Source organism: Pantoea sp. FN0307 (assembly GCF_050113815.1).
Classification (GTDB): domain Bacteria; phylum Pseudomonadota; class Gammaproteobacteria; order Enterobacterales; family Enterobacteriaceae; genus Mixta; species Mixta alhagi.
In genome coordinates this window covers 200,744-226,421 of the sequence record NZ_JBNJSO010000005.1, presented here as the reverse complement: position 1 = coordinate 226,421, position 25,678 = coordinate 200,744, and the positions used below count along the sequence as shown (strand labels likewise).

General features: G+C 56.2%; 21 protein-coding genes. 12 read left to right on the top strand and 9 right to left on the bottom strand.

Annotation, left to right across the window (positions count from 1 at the left end):
- The first annotated feature begins 17 nt into the window (after positions 1-17).
- Complete coding sequence (gene mtnN / locus ACQE3Z_RS15815; protein ID WP_426974524.1) at positions 18-716, top strand: 5'-methylthioadenosine/S-adenosylhomocysteine nucleosidase; 699 nt, start codon at positions 18-20, stop codon at positions 714-716.
- The gene (gene btuF, locus ACQE3Z_RS15810; protein ID WP_426974562.1) at positions 709-1,500 is read left to right on the top strand and encodes a vitamin B12 ABC transporter substrate-binding protein BtuF; all 792 of its coding nucleotides are present in this window, start codon (positions 709-711) and stop codon (positions 1,498-1,500) included. Before mtnN ends, btuF begins: the two co-directional genes overlap by 8 nt.
- A gap of 91 nt (positions 1,501-1,591) precedes the next feature.
- Here the strand turns inward: btuF and erpA are convergent, their stop codons facing one another.
- Entirely contained in the window at positions 1,592-1,939 is a 348-nt protein-coding gene (gene erpA, locus ACQE3Z_RS15805) for an iron-sulfur cluster insertion protein ErpA (protein WP_085067931.1), read from the bottom strand.
- Between the two features lie 79 nt (positions 1,940-2,018).
- Positions 2,019-3,437 (bottom strand): H(+)/Cl(-) exchange transporter ClcA, encoded by a 1,419-nt coding sequence (clcA, locus tag ACQE3Z_RS15800; protein WP_426974523.1) that lies wholly within the window; start codon positions 3,435-3,437, stop codon positions 2,019-2,021.
- Between the two features lie 161 nt (positions 3,438-3,598).
- Between clcA and hemL the strand changes: the two genes are divergently transcribed.
- Entirely contained in the window at positions 3,599-4,879 is a 1,281-nt protein-coding gene (hemL, locus tag ACQE3Z_RS15795; protein WP_426974522.1) for a glutamate-1-semialdehyde 2,1-aminomutase, read from the top strand.
- A 71-nt stretch (positions 4,880-4,950) separates the two neighbouring features.
- Here hemL and fhuB read toward each other — a convergent pair whose 3' ends face one another.
- From fhuB to hrpB, 7 genes are all read right to left on the bottom strand, one after another.
- Positions 4,951-6,936 (bottom strand): Fe(3+)-hydroxamate ABC transporter permease FhuB, encoded by a 1,986-nt coding sequence (gene fhuB / locus ACQE3Z_RS15790; RefSeq protein WP_426974521.1) that lies wholly within the window; start codon positions 6,934-6,936, stop codon positions 4,951-4,953.
- Positions 6,933-7,808: a Fe(3+)-hydroxamate ABC transporter substrate-binding protein FhuD gene (gene fhuD / locus ACQE3Z_RS15785; RefSeq protein ID WP_426974520.1), complete on the bottom strand. Its 876-nt coding sequence runs from the start codon at positions 7,806-7,808 to the stop codon at positions 6,933-6,935. The genes fhuB and fhuD overlap by 4 nt, the downstream gene beginning before the upstream one ends.
- A gap of 15 nt (positions 7,809-7,823) precedes the next feature.
- Complete coding sequence (gene fhuC / locus ACQE3Z_RS15780) at positions 7,824-8,618, bottom strand: Fe3+-hydroxamate ABC transporter ATP-binding protein FhuC (RefSeq protein ID WP_085067936.1); 795 nt, start codon at positions 8,616-8,618, stop codon at positions 7,824-7,826.
- 53 nt (positions 8,619-8,671) lie between these two features.
- Positions 8,672-10,879 carry a ferrichrome porin FhuA gene (gene fhuA, locus ACQE3Z_RS15775; RefSeq protein ID WP_426974519.1) on the bottom strand — a complete coding sequence of 736 codons (2,208 nt, stop codon included), beginning with the start codon at positions 10,877-10,879 and terminating at the stop codon, positions 8,672-8,674.
- Positions 10,880-11,195: 316 nt separating this feature from the next.
- Positions 11,196-13,130: a methyl-accepting chemotaxis protein gene (locus ACQE3Z_RS15770; RefSeq protein WP_426974518.1), complete on the bottom strand. Its 1,935-nt coding sequence runs from the start codon at positions 13,128-13,130 to the stop codon at positions 11,196-11,198.
- Between the two features lie 410 nt (positions 13,131-13,540).
- Positions 13,541-16,078 (bottom strand): bifunctional glycosyl transferase/transpeptidase, encoded by a 2,538-nt coding sequence (gene mrcB, locus ACQE3Z_RS15765; protein ID WP_426974517.1) that lies wholly within the window; start codon positions 16,076-16,078, stop codon positions 13,541-13,543.
- A gap of 80 nt (positions 16,079-16,158) precedes the next feature.
- Positions 16,159-18,600, bottom strand: coding sequence for an ATP-dependent helicase HrpB (gene hrpB / locus ACQE3Z_RS15760; RefSeq protein ID WP_426974516.1), 2,442 nt, complete (start codon positions 18,598-18,600; stop codon positions 16,159-16,161).
- A 76-nt stretch (positions 18,601-18,676) separates the two neighbouring features.
- Here hrpB and thpR point away from each other — a divergent pair, with 76 nt between their 5' ends.
- The 9 genes from thpR (at position 18,677) to panD (ending at position 25,675) form a co-directional block, all read left to right on the top strand.
- Positions 18,677-19,210 (top strand): RNA 2',3'-cyclic phosphodiesterase, encoded by a 534-nt coding sequence (gene thpR, locus ACQE3Z_RS15755; protein ID WP_426974515.1) that lies wholly within the window; start codon positions 18,677-18,679, stop codon positions 19,208-19,210.
- Positions 19,207-19,911, top strand: a complete 705-nt coding sequence (sfsA, locus tag ACQE3Z_RS15750) for a DNA/RNA nuclease SfsA (protein WP_426974514.1) — start codon at positions 19,207-19,209, stop codon at positions 19,909-19,911. The genes thpR and sfsA overlap by 4 nt, the downstream gene beginning before the upstream one ends.
- A gap of 176 nt (positions 19,912-20,087) precedes the next feature.
- Positions 20,088-20,543 (top strand): RNA polymerase-binding protein DksA, encoded by a 456-nt coding sequence (gene dksA, locus ACQE3Z_RS15745; RefSeq protein WP_013507920.1) that lies wholly within the window; start codon positions 20,088-20,090, stop codon positions 20,541-20,543.
- Positions 20,544-20,608: 65 nt separating this feature from the next.
- Positions 20,609-21,535, top strand: coding sequence for a tRNA glutamyl-Q(34) synthetase GluQRS (gene gluQRS / locus ACQE3Z_RS15740; RefSeq protein WP_426974513.1), 927 nt, complete (start codon positions 20,609-20,611; stop codon positions 21,533-21,535).
- 37 nt (positions 21,536-21,572) lie between these two features.
- Positions 21,573-22,979 carry a polynucleotide adenylyltransferase PcnB gene (gene pcnB / locus ACQE3Z_RS15735; protein WP_426974561.1) on the top strand — a complete coding sequence of 469 codons (1,407 nt, stop codon included), beginning with the start codon at positions 21,573-21,575 and terminating at the stop codon, positions 22,977-22,979.
- On the top strand, positions 22,976-23,455 hold the full coding sequence (gene folK, locus ACQE3Z_RS15730; RefSeq protein WP_426974512.1) for a 2-amino-4-hydroxy-6-hydroxymethyldihydropteridine diphosphokinase: 480 nt from the start codon (positions 22,976-22,978) through the stop codon (positions 23,453-23,455). The genes pcnB and folK overlap by 4 nt, the downstream gene beginning before the upstream one ends.
- A gap of 106 nt (positions 23,456-23,561) precedes the next feature.
- Positions 23,562-24,356, top strand: a complete 795-nt coding sequence (panB, locus tag ACQE3Z_RS15725) for a 3-methyl-2-oxobutanoate hydroxymethyltransferase (RefSeq protein ID WP_250651871.1) — start codon at positions 23,562-23,564, stop codon at positions 24,354-24,356.
- A 14-nt stretch (positions 24,357-24,370) separates the two neighbouring features.
- Positions 24,371-25,225 (top strand): pantoate--beta-alanine ligase, encoded by an 855-nt coding sequence (gene panC / locus ACQE3Z_RS15720; protein ID WP_426974511.1) that lies wholly within the window; start codon positions 24,371-24,373, stop codon positions 25,223-25,225.
- 69 nt (positions 25,226-25,294) lie between these two features.
- Entirely contained in the window at positions 25,295-25,675 is a 381-nt protein-coding gene (gene panD, locus ACQE3Z_RS15715) for an aspartate 1-decarboxylase (protein WP_038628123.1), read from the top strand.
- The last annotated feature ends 3 nt before the right edge of the window (positions 25,676-25,678 follow it).

Sequence of the window (25,678 nt, the reverse complement as noted above, 5' to 3'; positions counted from 1 at the left end):
ACTTAGCGAGTAACCCTATGAAAGCAGGCATTATTGGTGCAATGGAGCAGGAAGTCACACTGCTGCGCGATAAAATCGAGAATCGTCAGACTATTTCTGTCGCTGGCTGTGAAATTTATACCGGTACCCTGAACGGTGTGGAGGTAGCGCTGCTGAAATCCGGGATCGGTAAAGTTTCCGCCGCGCTGGGCACGGCCCTGCTGCTGGAACGCTGCCGTCCTGATTTCATTATCAATACCGGATCGGCGGGTGGCCTGGATTCTTCGCTGAAAGTGGGCGATATCGTGGTATCGGACGAGGTGCGTTATCACGATGCGGACGTCACCGCCTTCGGCTATGAGCCAGGCCAGATGGCAGGCTGTCCTGCCGCTTTTCCGGCTGACAGCGCGCTGATTGCCGCCGCAGAAGCGTGCATTAATCAGCTAAATCTGCACGCGGTACGCGGTCTGGTCGTGAGCGGCGATGCCTTTATCAACGGCGCAGAACCGCTGGCGCGTATTCGCACCACCTTCCCGCAGGCAATTGCGGTAGAGATGGAAGCCACGGCGATCGGTCACGTTTGTCATCAGTTCGCCACGCCTTTTGTAGTCATCCGCGCTATCTCTGACGTTGCCGATCAGGAATCTCACCTTAGCTTTGAAGAGTTTCTTAGCATTGCTGCTCAGCAATCTTCACTGCTGGTGGAAACGCTGCTGGGCAACCTGGCGCGTGGCTAAACGCATTATCGCCTTGCTGGCGCTCTGGCTCTTTTCCAGCCTGGCGCTGGCGGCCAGCGCGCCGCGTGTTATTACGCTGGCGCCGCATCTCACTGAACTCGCCTTCGCCGCCGGGATCACGCCGGTGGCAGTTAGCGCCTGGTCCGATTATCCGCCTGAAGCGAAATCGCTGGAGCAGGTCGCTAACTGGCAGGGTATTAAGCTGGAACGCATTCTGGCGCTAAAGCCGGATTTGGTGCTGGCGTGGCGCGGAGGTTCTCCGCAGCGGCAAATCGATCAGTTGCGCACGCTGGGCGTAAAGGTTATCTGGCTGGATCCCGACTCGATTGAAAGCATTATCGCCGCGCTGCATCAGCTGGCGGCGTGGAGCCCCTCTCCACAGCAGGCCCATGATGCGGCAGGTCGCCTGGCGGCGCGCTTTAAGGCATTGCAACAACCTAATAAACAACCAAAGCATCGGCGCGTATTTTTACAGTTTGGTCAACAGCCGCTGTTTACTGCCGCACGCGCAACCTTACAAAACCAGCTGTTGGCGCTGTGTGGCGGCGAGAATGTGTTTGCAGCCAGCCCGGTGCCCTGGCCGCAGGTCAGCCGCGAGCAGGTACTGGCACGCCATCCCGATCTGATTATCGTGCCTGGCGACAGCCACGCCGCCGCTCAGACGGCACGATTCTGGCAGCCGCAACTGCTGGTGCCGGTGATAGCGATCCCCGAAGACTGGCTAAGCCGTCCCGGTCCGCGTAGCGTGCTGGCCGCAGAAAAATTGTGTCAGGCGCTGCAATAGCAGGCAAAAATCAGGTGAGAAGCGCGTTTGACGGGCGATAAAGGGCAGGAATAATTAGCGTGCTTTACAGGAAGTAAAGCACGCGCTTCTGTCAGATGCTAAAGGAAGAACCACAGCCGCAGGTGGTTTTAGCATTGGGGTTGGTTACGATAAAACGGGAACCTTCCAGGCCTTCGGTATAATCCACCGCGCCACCCACCAGGTATTGCAGACTCATCGGATCCACAACCAGCGACACGCCTGATTTCTCAATGGTCATATCGCCATCGTTGATTTTATCGTCGAAGGTGAAGCCGTACTGGAAACCACTGCAACCGCCACCGGTAATATAAACCCGCAGTTTCAGATCAGGATTATCTTCATCAGCAATCAGGGTTTTCACCTTGCTGGCTGCCGCCTCGGTAAATTGCAGCGGCAGTGCTGCTACTTCATCACTCATTGAAACACTCCGCAATTGATCCGGCTCAGGCCAGAAATGGCCGCGCTTGTCAATATTATCTAATAGCCTGGTGCAGCAATCAAGTATCCGCCCTCGCACTCTGTGCCTTTTCCCGATCCTGCTGTGCCTGCTGCTTTGCCAGCGTCCTGGCCAATAGTGAGGAGTAGAGCGGCTTGCCGCCCAGAAACTGCGCCAGCAGCGTTGCGCCGAGGCAGGTAATAATCATCGGTAAAATCAGCTGATAATTATCGGTCATCTCCAGCACCAGCACGATGCCGGTCAGAGGCGCACGCACCGAGGCGGCAAACAGCGCGCCCATACCGGCAATAGCAAAGGTACCAGGATCGAGCGTCAACGCCGGCAGCAGCGAAGCGCAGGCCATGCCGAAAGCGGTGCCCAACAACGTGCCCAACGCCAGCATCGGCGCAAAGATGCCGCCCGGCGCGCCTGAACCGAAACAGAGCAGTGTGGTAACCACGCGCGCGATAAAAATAAACAGCAGCATCCCTACGGTATAGTGCCCTGCCGCCGCGATGGGGATCAGACTAAATCCACCGCCTGCCGCTTCTGGTTTAATCACCGCAAGAACCCCGCACAGCCCACCCAGCAGCGCCCCGATAATCAGCGCTTTTTTCATCACGCCGCCGTGCAGCCGCTGAAAAAAGTCCTGAGTAATAAAAATCAGGCGGTTAAACAGCACGCCGACGATGCCGAACAGCATACCCAGCACCAGATAGAGCCACAGCGTATTAATTGGCGCACTGGCAAGCTTGCCGACGGCAATCACCGCATGTTCGCCGTTGAAATAGCGAAACACGATGCTCGACATGATCACGCCGATAAATACCGCTTTAATGGAGATCAGGCTATAGCGGAACTGCAAACGCATCTCTTCGATAATAAACAGAATGCCGGCCAGCGGCGCATTAAACGCGGCGGAAAGACCGGCGGCGGCTCCGGTAGCCAGCAGCGAATGGCGCGCTTCAGCGCTGCGCATACGGAAAAGATCCAGCACCATGCGCCCAACGTTGCCGCCCAGCTGCACCGTTGGCCCTTCCCTTCCCAGCACCATGCCAGCCCCCAGCGTGCCCATGCCGCCAAGGAATTTAACCGGGATCACGCGCCACCAGCGTACCGGACGCAGTTCTTCCAGCGCGCCTTCGATTTCCGGAATACCAGAGCCGCCCGCTTCTGGCGCAAAGCGCCGCACCAGCCAGTAACCGAAAACGGCCAGCAGCGCCGACAATAAAAAGGCCAGAGGAAAAGCCAGCCACAGATGATCGCCTGTGCTGGCCACCACGCCCAGCCGCCAGGCCTGTACCGCCGTTACCGCTTTCTCAAACGCGACCCCAATCAGCCCGGCCAGCGTGCCGACGATGCCTGCGACAAACAGAATCGCGACGGGGGTTTTATCACGCCGTAGCAGCATCCGCAGAAAATCGGTACGCCGCAGGGGAACCACATGTAACTGCTCGGTGGAGGTGGGTGTTTGGTTCATAACGCTCACATCAGTAAATTAATCAAGTCCGTTATCATACGCCGCCCCCCATAAAGGGGCAAAAAATGCCAGCCTGCGCAATACTCTTTTTGCCAGCCATTCAACGTGGCCCTAAGTTCCCGTAGAATGGTCGGGTTTTTCTTTCATTCAGGAGCCGATTAATGAGTAAGTCCGAAAACCTGTATCAGCAGGCGCAGCGTTCCATTCCCGGCGGCGTAAACTCGCCGGTACGCGCCTTTACCGGCGTCGGCGGCGTCCCGTTATTTATTGAGCGTGCCGATGGCGCCTGGCTGTACGATGCCGACGGCAAAGCCTATATCGATTATGTTGGATCCTGGGGGCCGATGGTGTTGGGCCATAATCATCCGGCGATCCGCAACGCGGTCATTGAGGCGGCAGAGCGCGGTTTAAGCTTTGGCGCGCCGACCGAGATGGAAGTGAAGATGGCGGAACTGGTGTGCAAACTGGTACCGTCAATGGAAATGGTGCGGATGGTTAACTCCGGCACCGAAGCCACCATGAGCGCCATTCGCCTGGCGCGCGGCTTCACCCGACGCGATAAGATCATCAAATTTGAAGGTTGTTATCATGGCCATGCCGACTGCCTGCTGGTGAAAGCGGGTTCCGGCGCCCTGACGCTCGGCCAGCCGAATTCACCTGGCGTTCCGGCAGATTTCGCAAAGCATACCCTGACCTGCACCTACAATGACCTGGCCTCGGTACGCGCCGCGTTCGAACAATATCCGCATGAAATCGCCTGTATTATCGTTGAGCCGGTAGCGGGCAATATGAACTGTATTCCGCCGCAGCCCGATTTTCTGCCCGGCCTGCGCGCGCTGTGCGACGAGTTCGGCGCGCTGCTGATTATCGATGAGGTGATGACCGGCTTCCGCGTAGCGCTGGGCGGCGCTCAGGCGCACTATGGCGTAACGCCGGATCTGACCTGCCTGGGCAAAATCATCGGCGGCGGCATGCCGGTAGGTGCATTCGGCGGACGTCGTGACGTGATGGAAGCGCTGGCGCCGACCGGCCCGGTTTACCAGGCGGGTACGCTCTCTGGCAACCCTATCGCGATGGCCGCCGGTTACGCCTGCCTGACGGAAATCTCCCGACCCGGCACGCACGCCACGCTGACCGAGCTCACGACCCAGCTGGCGCAGGGTCTCCGTGCGGCGGCCCAGGCGGAAAATATCCCGCTGGTGGTGAACCATGTCGGCGGCATGTTCGGTCTGTTCTTCACCGATGCGGCACAAGTCACCTGTTATGACGATGTGACGCGATGCGATACCGAACGCTTTAAGCGTTTCTTCCATTTCATGCTGGAGGAAGGGGTGTACCTGGCGCCGTCGGCGTTTGAAGCGGGCTTTATGTCGCTGGCGCACAGCGCTGAGGATATCCAGCGCACGGTTGATGCGGCGCGTCGCAGCTTTGCGCGTTTGTAAGGGTTTACCTGTAGCGGCTTAACTCGCGCCGCCATCATCAAACGTTAACGGGCGCCCTGCGGCGCCCGTTGTTATTTCACTTTCCGCAGTAGCCAGACAAAATAAGGCGCGCCGATAAAGGTTGCCAGTAGTCCCGCCGGGATCTGATTCGGAAACGCCGCCATTCTGCCGCCCCAGTCGGCCACAATCATCAGAGCGCCGCCCATCAGCGCAGCAACCACCATCTGCGGCAGCGCCCGCCGGAATCCCAGCATACGTGCGATATGCGGCGCCATCAGCCCAATAAAACTGAGTGGTCCGATGGTTAGCGTCGCGGCGGCAGTCAACGCAGAAGCCAGCAGCAGCAAACTAAAACGCGCCGGCATCAGTGCGACGCCAATGGAACGCGCCGTGGCGCTGCCCAGCGGCAAAATGGTTAACCAGCGGCTGGCGAGCGGAGCTATCACCACCAGCACCACGGCTACCAGCGCGGTGCGCAACGCCTGTGCCGCATCCACGCCATAGGTTGAACCTGAGATCCAGCTCAGCAGCTGCGCCATGCGCGGATCGCCGCTGGCCAGCAGCATCGCCAGTAATGTGGTAAAGGCGGTGCTGAAAGCCATCCCCGCCAGCAGCATACGCTCCGGCGAAAAACCGCCGCGCCCGGCCACCAGCATAATCAGCAGCAGCGTAACCGCCGCGCCAAGGCTGCCGGCAGGCAGTAGCCAGGCAAAAGCGTCGCCCGGCACCAGAAACAACATCAGCACCACGCCGCAGGCTGCGCCAGAGCTGATGCCCAGCACTTCCGGGCTGGCCATGGGATTACCGGTCAGGCGCTGTATCAGGCTGCCCGCCACGCCCAGCATCACCCCTGCCGCCAGCGCGGCCACCATGCGCGGTGCGCGCCACGGTTGGAGCTGATGCCAGAGTTCGCCGCTCGCCCACAGCCAGCCGTGCGCATCGCGCCCCAGCGATAGCGCGGTAACCGCCAGCAGCAGCAGTACACCAAGCGCCGCCAGCACCCACCACAGCACATGCTGACGCTCCGCAGGCACGCGGTCGCCCTGATTCAGCGGCGACGGCACCGCCCCGGTACGCAGGCGCGGCAACAGCCACAGCAGAACTGGTGCGCCGACCAGCGCCGTTAAGGTGCCGGTTGAAATCTCACGCCAGTTATCGGTCAGCCAAATCACGCACTGGTCCGTCAGCCAAAGCAACAGTGCGCCCAGCAGCGGGGCCAGTAACATACGACTAACCAGACGGCGTGCGCCCAGCAGTTTCGCCATCAGCGGTGAAAACAGCGCGATAAAGGAGATGATGCCGACAGCATTTACCAGCATGCCGCTCAGAATGATTGCCAGCCCCAGCGCCGCCAGCCGCACCAGCGACAGCGCCATACCCAGATTTTTAGCGACACCATCGTCCAGCCCCAGCACCGTAAGAGGCCGCCGCAACAACAGCGCCAGCGCAAAGCCCAGCAGAAGACGCGGCAGCAAAAAGGTCACGTTGCTCCAGTCCTGCTGGCTTAATGAGCCAGTACTCCACAAGAAAAGGTTTTGTAGCTGATCGTGATTGAAGATAGCGAAGATCTGATTAACCGCGCCGCAGTAAAGGCTCATTACCAGCCCGGCGAGGATCAGGGTCACCGGCGACAGCCGTTTCCCCCAGGCGATGCCAAACACCAGCAGGCCGATGAGTACCGCGCCCGTCATCGCAGCGATCTGCTGCGTGAGCATTCCGCCCGGCAGCGTCCACAGGGTTGCAACCGTGATGCCAAGCTGAGCGCCGCTCGCCACGCCAAGCGTGGTCGGCTCCGCCAGCGGGTTGCGTAATACCTGTTGGAAAAGCACGCCCACCAGCCCCAGCCCTGCCCCGGCCAGCAGCGCCACCGCCAGCCTGGGCAGCAGGCTAAAGTGAAACACCATCTGATCGATATTATTGCGATCCGGCTGCATTAACGCATTTAGCCACTGCGGTGTTGGCAGATGATGAGTAAAATTCAGGCCGGTCAATGCCAGCACGCCCAGAAACAGCGCACCGATCAGCATTACCGGAAAAGCGAAACGCCTGTGCATCATGCCTCCAGCACATTATCGAGAATACGGCAAAACGTCATCGCCGAGAGCGTTGCACCATAAAACCAGACGGTTGGCACGCGGGTAAAACGTTGCTGACGTACAAAAGGCAGCGACTGCCAAAGCTCGGTTGCAGCGATCTGCTTCATTAAGGCATTATCACCGTGGCTCAGACAGAGCACATCCGCATCAACTATGCTCGCCAGACGCTCGATCCCTACCACTGCGCTGCCCCAGAAATTCGTTTCGCCCTGCCAGGCGTTTTGCAGCCCAAGATTTTGCATCACTTCTAAAAACAGGCTGCCTTTGCCAAAAACAATCGCATGACGTTTATCAATTAACGACATCAGCAACAGCGGCTTCGCAGCGCGCGGTGCAAGACGCGTACGCATATCAGCCAAAAAGTCATCGAGCATGGCCAGATGCGCCTGCGCCTGGGGTAATTTACCGATGCGCTGCGCCAGTTGCGTTAACGACTGGCGTGCCGCCGTTAACGGTTTGCCTTCGCTGTTGTTAAAGGCGAATCCCTGGCTGGGAGCGATACGCGCCAGAGTTTGCGGTGAGGGGCCATAGCCGCTGGAATAAAGAATCAGAGAGGGTTTCAGTTGCGTCAGCAATTCAAGGTTCGGCTCAACGCGCAGCCCAACATCTATTACGCTCGCAGGCAGTTCAGGCTTGCCGACCCAGTCGCGATAGTTAAACAGTTCAGCTGCGGCCATCGGCACCACGCCCAGCGCCATCATTAATTCAATCGGCAGCCATTCCAGGGCGACAATGCGCTGCGAATCAATTGTTTCCGCCCGCAGCGTTTGCTGCCAGAGCAGCGGAGAGATCGCCATAGCGGTAAGCAAACGACGGCGTGTTATTGGCAACATAACCACATCCTTGTATCAGTAAACAAAGCTGACCGGCGCGCCACCCTGCGGGTGCGGCAGAATGCCCATTGGAATGTTATAGATGCGTTCCAGCACTTCGCTGTGCATGATGTCCGCCGGCGCGCCCTGAGCGATCATCTCACCGGCGCGTAGCGCGACCAGCGAATCGCAGTAGCGTGCCGCCATATTGATATCGTGCAGAACGGCAATTACCGTCAGCCCACGCTGCTGGCTAAGACGCTGGATCAGCGCCAGCACCTCTACCTGATGCGCAATGTCCAGCGCCGACGTAGGCTCATCCAGCAGCAGGCAGCGGCTGTTCTGCGCCACCAGCATCGCCAGCCAGGCGCGTTGCCGTTCGCCGCCGGAGAGACTATCCACCAGACGCCGGGCAAGGGGCTTCAACCCAACCAGCGTAATCGCTTCCTCCACGCGCTGACGATCTTCTTCACCGTAGCGCCCCAGCGCGCCGTGCCACGGATAGCGGCCTACCGCTACCAGCTCCCGCACCGTCATTCCCTCCGCTGGCGGCAGATGCTGAGGTAAATAGGCAATCTGCCGGGCAAAGGCCTTGCTGTTCCACTGGTCCAGCGGTTTGCCATTTAACAGCACGCGCCCTTCGCTGGCGGGCTGATGTCGGCCTAACATTTTTAGCAACGTCGATTTGCCGGAGCCGTTATGACCGATCAGGCCGGTAACTTTACCGCTGGGAAAGGTAAGCGAGAGAGGATGCAGCAGCGTGCGTCCGGGCACGCGAAAACTGACTTGATCGAGCGTGAAGGTGGTTTCCTGTGACAGCTGATGTGACATGGTTATCTTCAACGGTGACGGACGCGACCAAAGCCGCGCCCGGATGGATGGATTTAGAAACGGAACGTTGCGGTAGCAACCACCTGGCGTTCAGCGCCCCAATAGCAGGCATAATCGCGATAACAGCTGGCAACGTACTCTCTGTCAAACAAATTATTCACATTCACCCCTACGCTGGATCCCGGCAGTCCAAAGCGAGCCAGATCATATTTCACGGCGGCATCCACCGTGGTGTAACCTGCTACATCAAAGTTTTTATTGGCATTATCACCCACGCTGTAGAGACCTTTACTTTCGCCAACGTAGCGCACCCCTGCGCCCAGCGTCAAACCAGAAAAAGCCGTTTCGTTAAAGGTGTAATCGCCCCACAGGGAAGCCATCTGCCGCGGTACTTGCACCGGCGTGCGTCCCTGCAACTGAGTGTCGTGCGTATATTCTGCATCAATATAAGTATAAGAAGCGGTCATATTGACGTTGGCATTAAGGGCCGCTTTAGCTTCCAGCTCCAGACCGCGCGAGCGTATCTCGCCCCCCTGAACGCTCCAGCCAACGTTTTGCGGATCGGGATCGGCAGTCAGGTTTTTGCTCTTCGTTAATTGATAAACAGCAGCCGTTACGACCAGAGGTCGATCTTTTGGTACATATTTTACGCCTGCCTCATATTGCTTAGCGCGCGAGGCATCAAACGGCTGGCCTTCTACGGTGGTGCCAGATGTGGGCAGGAAAGACTCACTGTAACTGAAATAGGGGGCTACACCATTATCAAAGAGATAATTCAAGCCGCCGCGCCAGGTAAAAGCCTGGTCATGTTTTTCTACTGTCGTACCGGCAAAACGGTTATTAGCCGAGGTTTTGGCAAAATCATAGCGACCACCAAGGGTCAGCACCCACCGGTTCCATTCCATCTGATCCTGAGCATAGAGACCAGTTTGCTCCTGGCGATTCAGGTAGTTATAGGGGGAAGAGTAAGGCGACCAGCTGGCATTGCCATACTGAGGATTGATCGCGTTAATGGAGCTTGCCGTACCAAACTGCGCATCAATATCATTGCGGGTACGCTGATAATCTACGCCAGCTAATATAATATGACTGACCTCGCCTGTGGCTAATTTTGCTTCAGCCTGGTTGTCAACCGTAAACGTAGTCAGGTGTTCTTTGGAGAATGCTGCTCCACGGATGATCTCATTGGTAGCAGCAGTAAAGCTACTGCCATAAATACTGCGGTAATCAGTATGCAGATCGGCATAACGCAGGTTCTGACGCACAGTCCAGGTATCATTAAAACGGTGTTCAAAGTTATAACCAACCATTTTAGTGTTACGCGAAATTTTATTGCTTTTTTCACCTTCATCAAAATTGGTTGGTAGCTTATGCTCATTACCATTTGCTTCAATAATCGGCACTACGGTTCCCTGACGCGGCAGCCAGCCATAATAACCGGTCTCAGGCTCGTTCTGGAACATTGTCAGTAAATCGAAGCGAGTATTGTTATCTGGCCGCCAGCTAAAAGAAGGCGCAATAGTGTAGCGTTTCTCTTTGTTCATCTCTTGCTGCGCATCCTGGCTGCGTGCCAGACCGGTCAGACGATAGCTATATACTCCGTTATCATCGAGTGCATCAGAAAAGTCGAAACCAGTCGCAAAGAGGTTATTACTTCCCATTCTGAACTGTACTTCGCGTAGCTGTGTCGTAGTTGGTCGCTTACTGACCAAAGCAACAACGCCGCCCGGGTTGCTCTTACCATAGAGTACGGAAGCCGGGCCGCGTAATAACTCAGCCCGTTCAAGGAAATAAGGATCTATAGCAAACTCGGAATAATTATCACCTTGCAGCTTCAGCCCATCCAAATACTGGTTGGTATTGGTTTCACTAAACCCACGAATTGACAACGCGTCAATAACCTCAGAGCTGCCACGGTTATTGGTCAGAACGCCAGGTGCATAATTAAAAGCACTTTTAACAGACGTGATGCCGTGCGCTTCCATCTCTTGTTGTGTTACCACCGATACTGACTGCGGGTTCTTTTCGATTGGCGTATCGGTTTTGGTGCCGGTTGCGCTGTGCTTAGCGGCGATAGTTGCAGCCGGTCCCCATGCACTTTCCTGCGGCGCGTCGGCTGTGGCATCCACCACCAGCGTCTGCTCTGCGGCAAAGGCAGAGCCTCCTCCCGCCAGGGTTAGCGCCACCAACACCGCCAGCGGACGTTTCAACAAGCCCGCCGTAGCGGAAGCAGTAAAAATTTTACTACGCGCATTTGCCATTATGTTTTCTCTGAGTGGAAATAGGTCAGGCGATGAAAAAGGAAACGCAAACGATAATTATTCGTATGCTTATTGTTGTGGTTGGATAATATGCGAAACAAACTCAGATCTGCAAGCCCTAATGCGGGGATATACGTGCCCTGCAGGCCAGCTTTAAAGCGGTGATCGAGGCGCTATGAGTCAGATCAAAAAACGGGCGCATCCTGATGCGCCCGTACAATCCCTTTGGGTTCGTGGTTTTGTCCCGCCGTCTGTTTTCCCATTCACGGCGGGAAAGCGATCAATGTTACTGTGGCATCGCCCCGCTTCATCTCTATTACGTTTTACTGGTGCGAAACACTGAAATCGCCTCACGCAACGCCCTTGCCCGTTCAGCCAGCAATCCGGAGGCCGCTGCCGACTGCTCTACCAGCGCGGCATTCTGTTGGGTCGAGCTGTCCATTTGATTAACAGCGATGCTGATCTGCGAAATCCCGGCGCTTTGCTCTTCAGAGGAGGACGAAATATCTTTAACCAGCTGCGCGGTCTGTTCGATCGAGGTAACGCTTTGGTTCACTTTCTTCCGGGCATCCTGCACCATATTAATGCCCTGCATAGAATGCACCACCGACTGCTCAATCAGCTGTTTAATCTCACGTGCGGCGGTTGCCGAGCGCTGCGCCAGCGCACGTACCTCAGCGGCGACCACGGCAAAACCTTTACCATGCTCCCCCGCGCGCGCCGCCTCGACCGCCGCATTCAATGCCAGGATGTTGGTTTGAAAAGAGATGCCATCAATCACGCCAATGATCTCCTGAATTTGCCCGGCGCTGTTGTTGATCTGCTCCATAGAGGCTTTAACAGACTCCATCGCTTCCCCGCCGCTTAATGCGGCTTCTGTCGCCTCCTGCGCCATTTCGGCTGCGTGACGCGTGTTATCCGCGTTCTGACCGATAATGGAGGTCAGCTGTTCCATGCTGGCCGCCGTTTCAGCAAGCGATGCCGCCTGACTCTCTGTCCGCTCGGAAAGATTCTGGTTGCCGCTGGCAATCTCTTCAGAAGAGCTGGCGATAACGTCCGAACTCTCCTGAATAGAAAAAACCAGACTCGACAAACGATGGTTCATTTCACTGAGTGAACGCAACAGGGAGGCTGTTTCGTTATTGCCGTCCACCTGAATATTATGGGTTAAATCGCCGCTGGCGACCTTTTGGGCAATCATGGTCGCTTCATTAAGCGGGCGGGTCACTGTTTTTACAATAAATATGGTAAAAGCAACCATCATTAAAGCTATTAAAATCAGCGATCCCAGTAACCATATCTGTGAAAGACGCTTGTTGTCGCTCTGTTGAGTAAGCAGCTGTGTAAGCGAGTCTGCAGCGGTATGACCAAGATGTTCATATTTATTTAAAATCGTATTAAAACGCAGGGTATAATCGCTTTCACTCAATTTAATCGTTTGCCGATGAGTAAAGATATTATCTGCAACCTGTAGCGCCTCCGCCGATACTTTCCATAGTTGTTCAACCGGCTGAGACAGTTTTATCTTTAATTCATCGTTCAGGGCAAATGCCTTCATAAAGTATTTATGGAATATATCCAGCGATCTCTTTGTCTGTTCTATCTGATCGGCAACCCGGTCATAGTCCGCCTCTTTCTTCACATTATTGGTCGCTAAAAACTCGGCCCCGCTGCCTCGCACCTGAGCCAGGCCAGCAATCATCTCCGGGATGCGGTTAAAAGTGCTCAGCATCAACTGATAGCTGTCCAAATCTGCGTCCAGTGACAGCTTTGAAAAATCAAGTACGTCTACAATCACATCCAGCAACGAGGAGATCAGCTTTTCATGCATTATATTATTTTCAGTCAGCGTAAACGCAGGATCGCTTAGCTTGCGCTGCAGCTCTGCCCATATATCTATGGTGCTTTGCATTTTTTTCATCGCAAATTTGGCCTGCATCATGGTCAGGTTTTTAAGCTGAGAGGTTTGCAGCTTCTCTGCCTCGCTTATCGTAGCTGAGTGGGCTGGCGAAGTGCCTTTACCCTTAGAAATGATAAGATGGCTTTCATCCCAGTGACGCTGATAGATACCGAGCAAGGTTAATAGTTCTTTTTCTGTCAGAATACCTCTAATCTCTTGCTGCTTCACATCAATTGCTTCATTGCCTTGTTTAACCAATAACGCGGTAGGTAAAACAAAAAGCACCAGGGCAAACAGGCCCAGCATTGCTAATTTAGCGGATAAATTAATATTCTTTAATAAATTTCCCACAGTAAATTCCTTTTTATTAAGACAGATACCCATATCTTTCGATTCTGCTGGCTAAAAACGCCAACCATAATTAGACAGATTTAACATCCCTGGAAAAATCTGACATTTCTTAACAGAATAAAAAGAAGCAATAAATAGCAAACCATTCACCCATTATCACTCTTCAGCGAAAGCGTTATTGCCTGAAAAAAAATAACACAGCAATTTCTCACAAAGCAATAAAAAACAAGCGAGCTCTTTGTTAAAAGCTAACAGAAAATTTCTTAGATGCGTTTAATGCTTTAAATAAAACCTAATATCCTGTTTAACACAGGCCGTTTTACCTTATCCCTCCGTCAGAGCAGACAACGCCAAAAAAACGGGCGCTCCTTGCGGATGCGCCCGTTCTATTTATGGCTCAGTAACGTGGGTTAATTACCGCCAAACATGTCTTTTATCCAGCCGGCAACGCCATCGCTATCCTGTTGTTGCGGTTGCTGTTGTTGCGGTTGCTGTTGTTGCTGCTGCTGTTGTTGCATCTGCTGCTGTTGCAACTGTTGCTGTTGCAACTGTTGCTGCTGCCACTGCTGCTGACAAAGCGCGGTGGCATCCGTGGTCCATACCGGAAGCGTACGCCAGCCGCTGCTGCCGGTATCACAGACAAAATTGCCGGCAGAATCCACGGCCATCGAAGCAATATCCTCCGGCGGCGTCAGCACCAGCGGCATCGGAGCCTGGTTATCCAGATAGCGGCGATAGAGCTGCATCGCGCCTGACGAACCATAGAGCTTCGTCGGCTGGTTATTGTCGCGTCCTACCCAGGTAATCGCCACTTCTTTACCATCCACGCCAGCAAACCAGCTGTCGACCTGATTGTTAGTGGTACCGGTTTTCGCGGCCAGATGCGCGTCAGGATAGCGTGCGCCCAGCGCGTGCGCAGTCCCTCGTGCCGCCACCTGTTGCATGGCATAAAGCGTCAGATAAGCCGCCTGCGCCGGTTCAACACGCTCCGCCTGTGGGAAGCTCTGATACAGCACGCTGCCATCTTCGGCAATCACTGAGCGCACGGCAGAGAGTGACGCACGGTTACCGCCGCTGGCAATCGACTGAAACGCCTGCGCGACTTCAATCGGTGTCAGGTTAAGTGCACCCAATAGCATTGCCGGTACCGGATGCAGCTGATCTTTCGGCAGCCCCAGTTTGATCCAGGTACTCATTACGCTGTCCAGCCCCAGCGTCATTCCCAGGTTGACCGTAGGAACGTTCATGGAGTTGGTCAGCGCGTCTACCAACATCACTTTACCGCTGAAACGACGATTATCATTCTGCGGCTTCCATACCTGACCGTTGGGTTGTTTAAGCGCGATAGGTTCATCAGCGATCCAGGTATTCAGACGATACGTATCCGGCTGTGACAGCGCGGTGAGATAAGTTGCCGGTTTCGCCAGCGAGCCAATGGAACGGCGCGCCTGCATGGCACGGTTATAGCCAGCAAACTGCGGATCGGCCCCGCCGACCATCGCCCGGACTTCGCCGCTAAAGCGGTCAACAATCACCATCGCGGTTTCCAGGTCCTTCAGGCCGCGCTGTTTTTTCAGCTCCGGGATGCCCTCTTCCACCGCTTTTTCTGCCGCATCCTGTGAAACCGGATCGAGCGTGGTGAAAATTTTCACGCCGGAGAGATCTTTTACCTTATCGCCCAGTTTCGCCTGCAGCTCACCGCGCACCATCTGCATAAAGGCTGGCTGCGGCGTAATAACCCCGCCTTTTGGCTGTACACCAAGCGGTCGGGCGCTGAGCATGTCATACAGCTCCTGATCGATTACCTTCTGCTGTTGTAACAGACGCAGCACCAGATTGCGGCGCTCCAGCGACAGCGTTGGATTACGCCACGGGTTATACAAGGATGCGCCTTTAACCATACCAACCAGCAGCGCCTGCTGATCGAGGCTCAGCTCATCCACCGGGCGACCAAAGTAATAGAGACTGGCTAGCGGAAAGCCCCGGATCTGATCGTTACCGGCCTGACCCAGATAGACCTCGTTCAGATAGAGTTCAAGAATGCGATCTTTGCTGTAGCGCGCATCCATAATCAGCGCCATGTAGGCTTCATTGGCTTTACGCCACAGGGAGCGCTTGTTGGTGAGGAACAGGTTTTTCACCAACTGCTGCGTCAGCGTACTGCCGCCCTGCACCGCACGCCCGGCGGTAATATTCGCCAGGAAGGCACGGCCAATCGAGTAAAGGCTAATGCCGTCGTGCTCATAGAAATGACGGTCTTCGGTTGCGATCAGCGTATCAACCAACAGATCGGGGAAACCGGCGCGCGGCACAAACAGGCGCTGCTCACCGTTAGGGGATTGCAGCATGGTGATCAGGCGCGGGTCGAGCCGGAAGAAACCAAAGTCACGTCCGCTATCAAGGTTTTTGATTTCGCTCAGGGTGCTGTTGCTGAACGTCAGACGTGCACGAATTTGCCCTTCTTTACTGTCGGGGAAATCAAACGGACGGCGGATCATTTCGATGCTGTTCGCCTGCACGGTAAACTCACCGGGCCGCGTCATGCGCGTTACCTGGCGATACTGTGTGCCTTCCAGCAGCGCAATCATCTCTTTTTTATTGTAGGCCATGCCTGGCTCAAGGCTGACCATACGACCATACACCGCCGCCGGCAACTGCCAGACTTTGCCATCGATACGGCTGCGAATTTCTGAATCAAGGTAAACGCCATAGGCAGCCATCACCACCACAAACACGATAAATAGCTTAATCAGCCATCCCAGCCATTTTCTTTTTTTGCTGCGCGGCGGCCGCCCTTTTCCTTTACGTGGCACCGGTCTTTCCTCCTGGTAATCATCATTCTCTTCGTCGTTATACTCTTCCCTGCGGCGTCCCGGTCCACCCGATTGACGTGGCGGTTTGGGCTGTTTCCCTTTGCGCCCGATAGGTTCGCGATCGTTCCCAGACATCTGTTTCGTTTCTCCAGGTAATGGCCGGCTACTCTGTTCTTACTACTTTATTTCGAAAAGCAGAACCCTCTGAAAGATGGCTACTGCGGCGACGCATATTTTTTGGTGCGACGCGTAGGTAACGCGCTGGCCGGATCGTCAGGCCAGGCATGTTTGGGATAGCGTCCTTTCATCTCTTTTTGCACCTCCAGATATGCACCCTGCCAGAAGGCGGCAAGATCGCGGGTAATCTGCAATGGCCGCTGCGCGGGCGATAACAGCTCCAGCACCAGCGCTACGCGCCCTTCCGCAATCGTTGGATTTTGCGCCTCGCCGAACATTTCCTGCAGGCGCACCGCCAGCGCGGGCGGCTTCTCACTATCATAGCGAATCGGCAGACGACTGCCGGTCGGCACAGTGTAATGAGTTGGTAACGCACTATCCAGCCGCTGGCGTTGTGACCATGTGAGCAAATGTAATAATGCGCCCGTCAGACTCACCTGACGCAAACCTTTCATATCACGCACGTTGCTCATCTCCGGCAACAGCCAGCTTTCCAGCGTGGCGAGCAACGACTCATCATCCATCGCAGGCCACTTCTCTTCCGGCAGCCACTGCGCGGCGCATTGCAGCCGCAGCCGCACCTGGCTCGCTTCCGGCGTCCAGTTAAGCACTTCCAGCCCCTTTTCGCGGATCCAGCGCAGCATCGCCGGATGCAGTACCTCAGCATCAGGCTTCGCCAGCGGCTGTGATTTCAGCGCCAGCACGCCAATTTTATCGCGCTGCCAGGCGCGCAGTGTTCCTTTTGCTTCATCCCATTCGATATCGGTTTCGCTACGTACCAGGCCGGGGCAGTCGCGCTGAAGTGTCGTAATCTCTACTGGCAGCGCCAGCAGGATACGCGCTTCAGCCTGCGTATCGCCCTGAAGAAGCTGCGGCGCGATCAACCATTCATGCCGCGTGAGTCCATCCTCATGATCGAGCATCGCGCCCGGGCCGCCCGCCAGCTGATAGCGGCCGCTTTCACCCCGTCGGCGTGCCAGACGATCGGGGAACGCCTGCGCCAGCAGCGTTGGTGCCAGCATCGCATCCGGCTGCCCGCCTGCGCCATTCAATCGCTTTTGTAACTGACGAGCGCGCTGTTGCCAGCCCGCGTGCGGCGTAAACAGATGATCAAGGAGATTACGGCTACCCTGACGCGGCGGTTCTTCAAGGATAGCGGCCAGCCGGGCGGCCGTTGCCTGCGCATCCCGATCGCTGGCGGCGGTTAATAACGCCGCTAGCCGTGGTTCGCTGCCCAGCTTCGCCATTGCGCGTCCCCGTACCGTCAACTGACCGTTTTCGCCAAGCGCGCCGAGCATCCTCAGCAGCTTTTGCGCCGCCAGTAGCGCCGGCGCGGGCGGCGCATCAATCCAGTTCAGCTGGGCCGCGTCATGGCATCCCCACTGCAGTAAATCGAGCCACAATGCGCTTAAATCGCTTTGTAAGATTTCTGGCTCGCTCTGCGCCGCGGCGCGTTCCGCCTGCTCGCGTGCGATCAGATGTAAACAGATGCCGGGTGATAAACGACCGGCGCGTCCAGCGCGCTGCGTCATGGACGCCTGACTGATACGCTGGGTTTGCAGGCGCGTAATGCCGCTGCGCGCATCGAAACGCGCCGTGCGTTCCAGCGCGCTATCCACCACCAGACGAATGCCGTCAATGGTTAAGCTGGTTTCGGCGATATTAGTCGCCAGTACCACCTTACGTTTCCCCTGCGGCGCTGGCAGGATCGCCCGCCGCTGCGCTGCCAGCGGCAGCGCGCCATATAGCGGACACAGCTCAATATCGCTGCTGACGCGCTGCGCCAGCTGGTTTTTCACCCGCTCGATTTCCCCCACACCTGGCAGAAACAGCAGCAGTGAACCGCTTTCTTCGCGCAGCAGCTGGGCCACCTCGCGTGCGACAGCTTCATCAAACGGCAGTTGCGTCGGCAGGCTGGCATAGCGCCGCTCTACCGGAAAACTGCGGCCTTCGGAAACAATCAGCGGCGCATCAGGCAGACGCACGCTTAACCGCGCATTGTCCAGCGTAGCGGACATAATCAACAGGCGCAGATCGTCGCGCAGCCCCTGTTGAACATCGAGCAGCAGCGCCAGCGCCAGATCGGCCTGTAAACTGCGTTCATGAAACTCATCCAGGATAACCAGCCCAACGCCGTCCAGCATTGGATCCTGTTGCAGCATGCGCGTCAGAATGCCTTCGGTGACCACTTCCAGCCGGGTAGCAGGCCCAACGCGACTGTCGGCGCGCATGCGATAACCCACGGTTGCGCCGGGCTCTTCACCCAGCTGTTCCGCCAGACGCTGTGCGACATTACGCGCCGCCAGACGACGCGGCTCCAGCATAATAATGCGTCCGGCAATGTTGCCCTGCTGTAACAGCTGCAGTGGCAGCCAGGTGGATTTACCCGCGCCCGTCGGCGCAGCAAGCAACACCTGCGGCGCCTGTTTTAATGCCGCCAGCACCTCTGGCAGCACGGCGCTTACCGGTAATTCACTCAAACGAAACTCCGTCCAGCATTGGTCTTATGATGGTGCGCATTGTAGCATTCCTCTGTGTTGTTTACCGGAGAGTGTTATGAGCGCACGTCGTCTCTTTTTCGGCATCGGATTACCCAAACCGTTGCAACAGCAGCTGGTTCGCTGGCGCGCCGAACAGTTCCCCGAGGAGGCAGGGCGACCGGTGGTGGCCGCCAGCCTGCATATTACGCTGGCATTCCTTGGCGAAATCAGCGATGAAAAAGCGCAGGGGCTGCAACAGCTGGCCGGTCGTATTCGGCAGCCGCCTTTTACCCTACAGCTGGATGATGCCGGGCACTGGCCGCGTCCCGGCGTGGTCTGGCTCGGCTGTCGTCAGGCGCCGCGCGGCCTGCTGCAGCTGGCGGAGATGCTGCGCGCTCAGGCGGCGCGCAGCGGCTGTTACCAAAGCCCACAGCCGTTTCATCCGCATATCACCCTGCTGCGCAACGCGACGCGCCCGGTTGCCCTGCCGCCGCGTAATTTCCACTGGCAGTTTACGGTGGATCATTTTTCTTTATACCAGTCGGTTTTCGCCCAGGGGCGAACCCGCTATCGCGCGCTACAAAGCTGGCCGCTGCAGGAGTCCGTATGAATTTTGAACCGGCATTGCGTCCGGCGCGTCTGATAAGCCGCTATAAACGCTTTCTTGCGGATGTCGTCACGCCGGAAGGCGAGGCATTAACGATACACTGCGCCAATACCGGTGCCATGACCGGCTGCGCAACGCCTGGCGATACCGTTTGGTACTCCACCTCCACCAGCCTGACGCGTAAATATCCGCACAGCTGGGAGCTAACGCAAACGCAAACGGGCCATATTATCTGTGTCAATACGCTGCGTGCTAATCAGCTGGTACGTGAAGCGCTGGCAACAGAGCAAATTGCGGAATTGTCTGGTTACCCGCAGTTGCGGGCTGAAGTCAAATATGGCGCAGAACGCAGCCGAATCGATTTTCTGCTGCAGGCGCACAATAAGCCGGAGTGCTATATTGAAGTGAAATCCGTAACACTGTTACAACAGGGTAAAGGATATTTTCCGGATGCGGTGACCGTGCGAGGCCAAAAGCACCTGCGTGAACTGGCCAGCATCGCCCAACGGGGCGAGCGCGCGGTTATGTTATTTACTGTTTTGCACTCGGGGATTGAGGACGTAGCCCCCGCGCGTCATATTGACGCACGTTATGCAGAACAACTGGCACAGGCACAGCAGAGCGGAGTGGAAGTTCTCTGTTATAAGGCGCAGTTATCACCAGCGGGCATGTGGCTGAATCAGCGGATAAACCTGGCGTTGTAATATTTAGTGCGATTTGTTGTGATAAAAAGTAGCGTTGCGCTAAATACGCTTTTCCTCACAGGCTTGTCAAGACATGTTCAGGAATAATTGCCAACCTTGACTGCTTCTGTTATTTATAGCGGCCTGTTTTTTTCCCCTCTGGGGATCGATAGTGCGTGTTATCCAGGAGAAACAACATGCAAGAAGGGCAAAACCGTAAAACATCGTCCCTGAGTATTCTCGCCATCGCTGGGGTGGAGCCGTACCAGGAGAAACCGGGCGAAGAGTATATGAACGAAGCCCAGCTGTCTCACTTCAGGAAAATTCTTGAAGCATGGCGTAATCAACTCAGGGATGAAGTGGATCGTACGGTATCTCATATGCAGGATGAAGCAGCTAACTTTCCTGATCCGGTCGACCGGGCCGCTCAGGAAGAAGAGTTCAGCCTCGAACTGCGCAACCGCGATCGCGAGCGTAAACTGATCAAAAAGATCGAGAAGACCCTGAAAAAGGTGGAAGACGACGATTTCGGCTACTGTGAATCCTGTGGCGTTGAAATTGGTATTCGTCGCCTTGAAGCGCGTCCGACCGCCGATCTTTGCATCGACTGTAAAACGCTGGCGGAAATCCGCGAAAAACAAATGGCTGGCTAACGGCACGTGAAAAGCGGTGGCGCGGGATATCTGTTCCGCGCCGCCGCTGTTACGTGAAAGCGGTTATGTCTACTCCCTGTACAGGACGTTTTGCCCCTTCCCCTTCTGGTGAACTTCACTTCGGCTCGCTTATTGCCGCGCTTGGCAGCTATCTGCACGCCCGTGCTCAGGGTGGCCGCTGGCTGGTACGCATCGAAGATATCGATCCGCCGCGCGAAGTGCCCGGTGCTGCTAACGCGATTCTGCATCAGCTGGAACATTACGGCCTGCACTGGGACGGTGAAGTGGTGTGGCAATCGCAGCGGCATCAGGCCTACCGCGATGCGCTGGAGTGGCTGCGTCAGCATCGCCAAAGTTATTACTGCACCTGTACCCGTAGCCGCATTCAGCAGATTGGCGGCTTTTACGATGGTCACTGCCGCGATCTGCATCTTGATCCGCAGCAGGCGGCATTGCGGCTGCGCCAGCGGCAGCCGGTCAGGCAGTTTCATGATTTACTGCGCGGCGAAGTGCAGGTTGATGCCGCGCTGGCGGAAGAAGATTTTATTATTCATCGCCGTGACGGGCTGTTTGCCTATAACCTTGCGGTAGTGGTGGACGATCATTTTCAGGGCGTGACGGAAATCGTGCGCGGCGCTGATTTAATTGCACCCACGGTACGGCAGATTGCGCTCTGGCGTCAGTTGGGTTGGCAGGAGCCAGCTTACCTGCATCTGCCGCTGGTGCTTAATCATGATGGCAATAAGCTGTCGAAGCAGAACCATGCGCCTGCCCTGCCCAGCGGCGATCCCCGCCCGGTACTGGTCAGAGCGCTGCGCTTTCTGGGACAAGATACGCCGGAAAACTGGCAGGATATAACAACCACGCAGCTGTTAGCGCTGGCTGTTGCGCAGTGGGATTTGGCAAAAGTGCCGCGCGATGACGCGCTGGCTGCCATTGAAACGACAACACCATTCTCAAATGGTTCGCAACAGGCTATGATTAGCCGCTGATTTTACCACCGAATTATCGTCATTATCGAGGTGTCCTATTTTTACCCGAGTAGCTAATTTTTGCCGTAAAGTTCTGAGTCGTGAAGAGACGGCACTGGCAGAGGTTGAGGAAGACGAACTGCAGATGACCGTCATCCCTCGTGAAAGTCACAACATCTCGCGCAAAGACATTAGCGAAAATGCCCTGAAAGTCCTTTATCGCCTGAATAAAGCGGGCTATGAGGCCTATCTGGTGGGCGGTGGTGTCCGTGACCTGCTGCTGGGTAAAGCGCCGAAAGATTTTGATGTGACCACCAACGCCACGCCGGAGCAGATGCGTAAGCTGTTCCGCAACTGCCGTCTGGTTGGCCGTCGCTTCCGTCTTGCTCATGTGATGTTCGGCCCTGAAGTGATCGAAGTGGCTACGTTCCGTGGTCATCATCAGGCTGAAGAAGACAGCAACGCACAGCGCGGCCAAAACGGTATGCTGCTGCGCGACAATATTTTCGGCACCATTGAAGATGATGCCCAGCGTCGCGACTTAACCATCAACAGCCTTTACTACAGCGTGGCTGACTTTAGCGTGCGTGATTACGTCGGCGGCCTGCAGGATTTACAACAGGGCATTATCCGCCTGATTGGCGATCCTGAGACGCGCTATCGTGAAGATCCGGTCAGGATGCTGCGCGTGGTGCGCTTTGCCGCCAAGCTGGATATGACCATCGCGGAAACCACTGCTGAGCCAATACCGCGTCTTGCCACGCTGCTGAACGATATTCCTCCGGCGCGTCTGTTTGAAGAAGCGCTGAAGCTGCTGCAGGCGGGTTACGGTTACAAAACCTATCTGCTGCTGCGCGAATATCAGCTGTTCCAGCCGCTGTTCCCGATCCTGAGCCGTGGCTTTACCGAACACAGCGACAGCCAGATGGAGCAGATGCTGGCACAGGTATTGAAAAATACCGATACGCGTATTCATAACCAGATGCGCGTAAATCCCGCCTTCTTGTTTGCCGCGATGTTCTGGTATCCGCAGCTGGAAAATGCGCAGCGTATCGCACAGGAAAGCGGCCTTGCCTATTACGATGCGTTTGCGCTGGCAATGAATGATGTGCTGGATGAGGCGTGCCGCTCGCTGGCGATCCCGAAACGCATTACCACGCTGGTGCGTGATATCTGGCAGCTACAGCTGCGGATGTCTCGTCGCCACGGCAAGCGCGCGATTAAGCTGATGGAGCATCCTAAGTTCCGTGCCGCATACGATCTGCTGGCGCTGCGCGCTGAAGTGGAAAACAACGCTGAACTGCAGCGTCTGGCGAACTGGTGGGGTGAATTCCAGGCCGCCGCGCCGCCGCAGCAGAATCATATGCTGAAAAACCTCGGCGATGAGCCGGTCGCGCGTCGCCGTCAGCGTCGTCCGCGCAAGCGCCCTGCCGCGCCGCGCCGCGATAACAGCAGCAACGCATGACCCGCGTCTATCTCGCCTTAGGCAGTAATCTGGCCGATCCGCTGCATCAGGTGCGTAACGCACTTGATGCGCTGGATGCCATTCCACAAACGCAGCGGGTCGCGGTCTCCTCTTTTTATCGCACCCCGCCCTACGGACCGCCCGATCAGCCGGACTATCTTAACGCTGCCGTGGCGCTTGATACAGCGCTGTCGCCGGAAGCGCTGCTCGACCATACGCAGCGCATTGAGCTGGAACAAGGGCGGGAGCGTAAAGCGGAACGCTGGGGTCCGCGCACGCTGGATCTCGATATTCTGCTGTTCGGCGATCGGGTGCTGCATACGCCGCGCCTGACGGTGCCGCATTACGATATGCATAATCGCGCCTTTATGCTGGTGCCGCTGCTGGAAATCGCGCCGCAGGCCCGGCTGCCTGATGGCCACCCGCTTGCTGCAGTCGCCGCCGGGCTTGACTGCAGCGCTATCCTGCCCTGGTAACAGGCACGCCCGTTTTACCCGGCGTGCCGCCGCAACGATAAGCCATTCCTCTGACTGCGTCGATGATTTACACTTCGCCAACCAGTAAGTTGACGTTGAGAAAGTCATGAAACCTACCACCATTTCGCACCTGCGCCAGTTAAAAGAGGCAGGCAAAAAATTCGCCTCCATCACCGCCTATGACTTCAGCTTTGCCCGACTCTTTGCCGATGAAGGCATGAAGGTGATGCTGGTCGGCGACTCGCTGGGGATGACGGTCATGGGGTATGAGTCTACCCTGCCGGTTACCGTTGAAGATATTGCCTGGCATACGGCTGCGGTACGCCGTGGCGCGCCGCACTGCCTGCTGCTCGCCGATCTGCCGTTTATGAGTTACGCTACGCCGCAACAGGCCTGTGAAAATGCGGGCCAGCTGATGCGCGCCGGTGCCAATATGGTGAAGCTGGAAGGCGGCGCCTGGCTGACGGAAACCGTGCGTATGCTAACGGATCGCGCCGTACCGGTGTGTGGCCATCTGGGCTTAACGCCACAGTCGGTTAATATCTTTGGCGGTTATAAAGTGCAGGGTCGCGACAGCGAAGCTGCGGATCGGCTGCTTGCCGACGCGCTGGCGCTGGAGGCCGCAGGTGCCCAGCTGATGGTGCTGGAATGCGTTCCGGTGGCGCTGGCGCAGCGCGTCACCGAGGCGCTAAGCATTCCGGTGATCGGCATCGGGGCGGGTAACGTCACCGACGGGCAGATCCTTGTCATGCATGACGCCTTTGGCATTACCGGCGGTCATATTCCCAAATTTGCTAAAAATTTCCTTGCCGAAACCGGTGATATTCGCGCTGCCGTGCGCCAATATATTCAGGAAGTGGAAGAGGCAAGCTATCCCGCCGCTGAGCACAGTTTCCAGTGAACAGGAGAAAGTCCGTGTTGATTATCGAAACGTTGCCGATGCTACGCCGTGAAATCAGGCGCTGGCGTCAGGAAGGCAAACGCATTGCGCTGGTGCCGACCATGGGCAACCTGCATGAAGGTCATATGACGCTGGTGGATGAAGCCCGCGAGCGCGCCGACATTGTGGTGGTAACTATTTTTGTTAACCCCATGCAGTTCGATCGCGCTGAAGATCTGGCACGCTATCCGCGCACGCTGCAGGAAGATTGTGAAAAGCTGAACCGGGCGCGGGTTGATCTGGTGTTTGCTCCGGCTCCCGCCGATGTCTATCCCAAAGGGCTGGATACCCAGACCTTTGTTGAGGTGCCAGGCCTCTCCAGCCTGCTGGAAGGCGCCAGTCGCCCCGGCCATTTCCGTGGCGTTTCAACCATCGTGAGCAAGCTGTTTAATCTGGTGCAGCCTGATCTGGCCTGCTTCGGCGAAAAGGATTATCAACAGCTGGCGCTGATACGCAAGATGGTTGCGGATATGGGCTACGATATCGATATTATCGGCGTGCCGACGGTGCGTGCGAAAGATGGCCTGGCGCTCAGTTCGCGTAACGGCTACCTGACCGCCGATGAGCGTAAGCTGGCACCGGCGCTGAGCCAGGTAATGAAAACAATGGCGAGTAAGCTGGCCAACGGCGAGCGCCATATTGAAGAGATTATCGAAAGCGCCGAAGCCGAGCTGCGTGATAAAGGTTTAACGCCGGACGGCCTGGCGATCTGTGACGCCCAAACGCTGCTGCCGCTCAATGTAGAGAGCAAACAGGCGGTTATTTTAATGGCTGCATGGCTGGGCAAAGCCCGACTGATCGACAATCAGACGGTTGATCTGACCCAGTAGACAAGCGTCGGTAATCCATGAATACTGTCGCTCAACTTTTGATTCGTTGCAGAACAAGGTAACAGAGATATGGTACGCACCATGCTGCAAGGCAAACTGCATCGAGTGAAAGTCACTCAGGCTGACTTGCACTACGAAGGTTCCTGCGCCATTGACCAGGACTTTCTCGACGCTTCCGGTATTCTTCAGTACGAGGCGATCGATATTTATAACGTAACCAACGGCCAGCGTTTCTCTACCTACGCAATTGCTGCTGAACGTGGTTCGAAAATCATTTCCGTTAACGGCGCGGCTGCCCGCTGCGCCTGTGAAGGTGATATTTTGATTATCTGTTCTTATGTACAGATGCCGGACGAAGAAGCGCGCCAGTGGCAGCCCAAAGTGGCTTATTTCGAAGGTGATAACCAGATGAAACGCCTGGCTAAAGCGGTGCCGGTGCAGGTTGCCTGACCC